The organism is Streptococcus parasanguinis (assembly GCF_001578955.1).
GTDB classification, from domain to species: Bacteria; Bacillota; Bacilli; order Lactobacillales; family Streptococcaceae; genus Streptococcus; species Streptococcus parasanguinis_U.
Map to the genome: position 1 here is coordinate 562,186 of NZ_KQ969690.1, position 2,882 is coordinate 565,067.

Consider the following 2,882-nt stretch of genomic DNA (forward strand, 5'->3'; position numbering starts at 1 on the left):
CCATCAACAATACATTTTCGTCGCGACGCATTTCCTCAGACATAGCAAGGATAATGGTATCGCGGAAAGACATTAATTTAGTTTCCATAATTCTCTACTCCCCCTTAGTCTGCGTAAATATCTTCGAAAGCTGATTCGAGTGGTGGGAATGGGCTTTCTTCCGCAAATTTCACTGAAGCTTCAACTGCTTCTTTCACTTCTTCTTGGATCTGATCCAATTCTTCTGCGCTTGCAATTTCATTTTTAAGGAGGTACTTGCGAAGGTTTTCGATCGGATCTTTCTTCTTCCATTCTTCGACTTCTTCACGTGTCCGGTATTTACCAGGGTCAGATGAAGAGTGACCGAGCCAACGATAAGTGACACTTTCAATCAAGACAGGTCCTTTTCCAGAGCGGACGTGTTCAACAGCTTTTTGGAAGCCTTCATAGACATCAATAACGTTGTTCCCGTCAGGAATAAACATTCCAGGAATGCCGTATGCAGCACTACGCTCATGAATGTGCTGAATATTGGTCATTTTCTTGATATCAGCAGAGATTCCGTAACCGTTATTGATACAGTAGAAAATTACTGGCAGATTCCAGATCGAAGCCATATTGACCGCTTCGTGGAAGACACCTTCGTTGGTTGCGCCATCGCCAAAGAAGCAGACGACAATCTTACCAGTCTTATGCATTTGTTGAGTAAGGGCAGCACCTACTGCAATTCCCATACCACCACCAACGATCCCGTTAGCGCCAAGGTTTCCGGCATCTAGGTCAGCAATATGCATGGAACCACCTTTCCCTTTACAAGTACCAGTATATTTCCCTAGGATTTCTGCCATCATGCCATTCAAATCGATTCCTTTAGCAATGGCTTGTCCGTGTCCACGGTGGTTTGATGTCAGCAAATCATCATCGTTCAAAGCCAACATCGCTCCGACGTTAGCCGCTTCTTCCCCAACAGAAAAGTGCGTCATTCCTGGCACTTTCCCTTTTTTTACTAACTGTGCAATTTTTAAGTCCATGCGACGGATTTCTTCCATTTTACGGAACATTTCCAATAAGAGACTTTTGTCTAATGTTGCCATCATTTCGCCTTTCTTAGCATTTATTCATTCACTTTCATTCTAGCCAAAAATGAAAGCTCAGTCAAAAATAATGCTCAGAAAAATTCACAATCCTAAACACTATAATCATGGAAACTATAAGCTTTCAAAAGGAAATATTCAGTTTTTTCACAAACTTCTAGATTTTTCCATCTCATTCAATAGTCACATAAAAAACCGATAGGATCCTATCCTACCGGTCGTCATCTTATGATTGGCGTTGGCCAAAGTCATGAATCATTTGTTCCAATTCTTCACGACTAGGTGTTGTAAGCATATAGAGGTAATCTCCCTGAAGTTCCGCAAAGGCCGCTGGCATGTCTTTCTTCACACGGAATTGATCACGGTATTTGGCCAGAACTTCTTCCTCTGAAAGAGCATAAGCTGCATTGGCACGACGAGAAGTTGCCAAGCAATAAAGGGGCTCAAACTCAGAAGCTGGGAAGGGTTCCCCTGCTACGATGGCAGCATAACCACGGTACAAATCAATCGAGTGAGCATAGTTGTAGACGTCGATGGTAAAGCCACCTGCAGGACGATTATTGTACTCGATCGCAATATAGTCATCCCCATCGCGGAAGAACTCAATGTGGAAGAAACGTTCTTTCATGCCAAAGGCTTTAACTATCGCTTCCCCGTATTGACGCAATTTTGGATCCATTTCTTTAAGGACATAATAAGAGTTGTCCATCTTGTAGAGCATCAAATCGAGTGGCGTATGTGCATAGTCAAAGGTAGTTGAAAAGACAATGTTGCCGTCACGATCCACTAGACCATCAAAGGTACAAATCTCGCTAGAAGTGACAAATTTCTCAAAGAAGTACTCTGTATGGCCATCCCACTCAGCCTTGAAATGGTCCACATCTTCTGGCGTTTCGATCTTGAAGGTCGCTGCTGCTCCTACCCCATTGTCAGGCTTAGCAATCAATGGCAACCCAATCTTCTTCACAGCCTTATCAATGTCTTTTTCTTTTTTAATAACAGCGCCTGGAACGACAGGAACACCTGCTTTCTTGAAGAGTTTCTTCATTTCTGATTTGAACTTGGTTTTCTTCAAATCTTTTGGCTTAGCGCCGAAGACATTGAATTGCTCACGAAGCGCCGCATCCAATTCCAACCAGTATTCATTATGAGATTCAATGCGATCGATTGGGCCATGCTTGTAAAAGAGAAAGGCAACCGCACGCTTCACTTCATCCAGATTTTCCAAATTTTCAACACGGAAATATTCTGTTAAACTGTTGCGCAAAGGCTCATCTAACTGTTCATATGGCTCTTGACCAATTCCCAAGACAGTGATCCCTTTATTAGCTAGTTCGATTGTAAATTGTTGGAAGTTTTGTGGGTAATATGGTGAAATAACGATATAATTCATTGAGGTCTCCTCCCTTTTTACTTATAGATACATTTGGCCTAGGAAATATGGCATTTGTTTGCGCCACCATTCCCAATCGTGGGCGACATCATGTCCCCATTCAGCGAACCATGCAGGAATATTTTTGTGATCAAAGGCTTCTTTCAGTTTGTAGAAAGATGGAAGTCCATCTTGTTCCCAAGCTCCTAAACCAGTACAAACAACGATTTCCGCCTGACGATAACGATCGATAAACCAGCCATCATTTTGGTTCCAAATATAATCAGATGGAGAGTTTTGGTAAATGGCTTCATCGCCTCCAAAGTCACCAACAAAGAAACGAGCGTCATAGACACCACTCAAAGCAATCACTTTGTTAAAGACATCTGGATGTTGCAAGAAGAAATTGAGCGCGTGGTAGGCCCCCATAGAGCAAC

Annotated in this window: 3 protein-coding genes; all 3 read right to left on the reverse strand. The window is 42.6% G+C overall.

Features of this window, described 5'->3' with window-relative positions; translation table 11 throughout:
- Positions 1–104 precede the first annotated feature (104 nt).
- Positions 105–1,073 carry a thiamine pyrophosphate-dependent dehydrogenase E1 component subunit alpha gene (locus SPADD19_RS06645; protein WP_061455602.1) on the reverse strand — a complete coding sequence of 323 codons (969 nt, stop codon included), beginning with the start codon at positions 1,071–1,073 and terminating at the stop codon, positions 105–107.
- A gap of 226 nt (positions 1,074–1,299) precedes the next feature.
- The gene (locus SPADD19_RS06650; RefSeq protein WP_061455571.1) at positions 1,300–2,466 is read right to left on the reverse strand and encodes an ATP-grasp domain-containing protein; all 1,167 of its coding nucleotides are present in this window, start codon (positions 2,464–2,466) and stop codon (positions 1,300–1,302) included.
- A 21-nt stretch (positions 2,467–2,487) separates the two neighbouring features.
- Positions 2,488–2,882 (reverse strand): alpha/beta hydrolase-fold protein (locus tag SPADD19_RS06655; RefSeq protein ID WP_164905858.1); only part of this gene is annotated, 395 nt, incomplete at its 5' end.

Excerpts from the sequence above, each read along its gene's own strand:
- SPADD19_RS06645 (WP_061455602.1), bottom strand. The coding sequence starts at position 1,073 with ATGGCAACATTAGACAAAAGTCTCTTATTGGAAATGTTCCGTAAAATG.
- SPADD19_RS06650 (WP_061455571.1), bottom strand. The coding sequence starts at position 2,466 with ATGAATTATATCGTTATTTCACCATATTACCCACAAAACTTCCAACAA.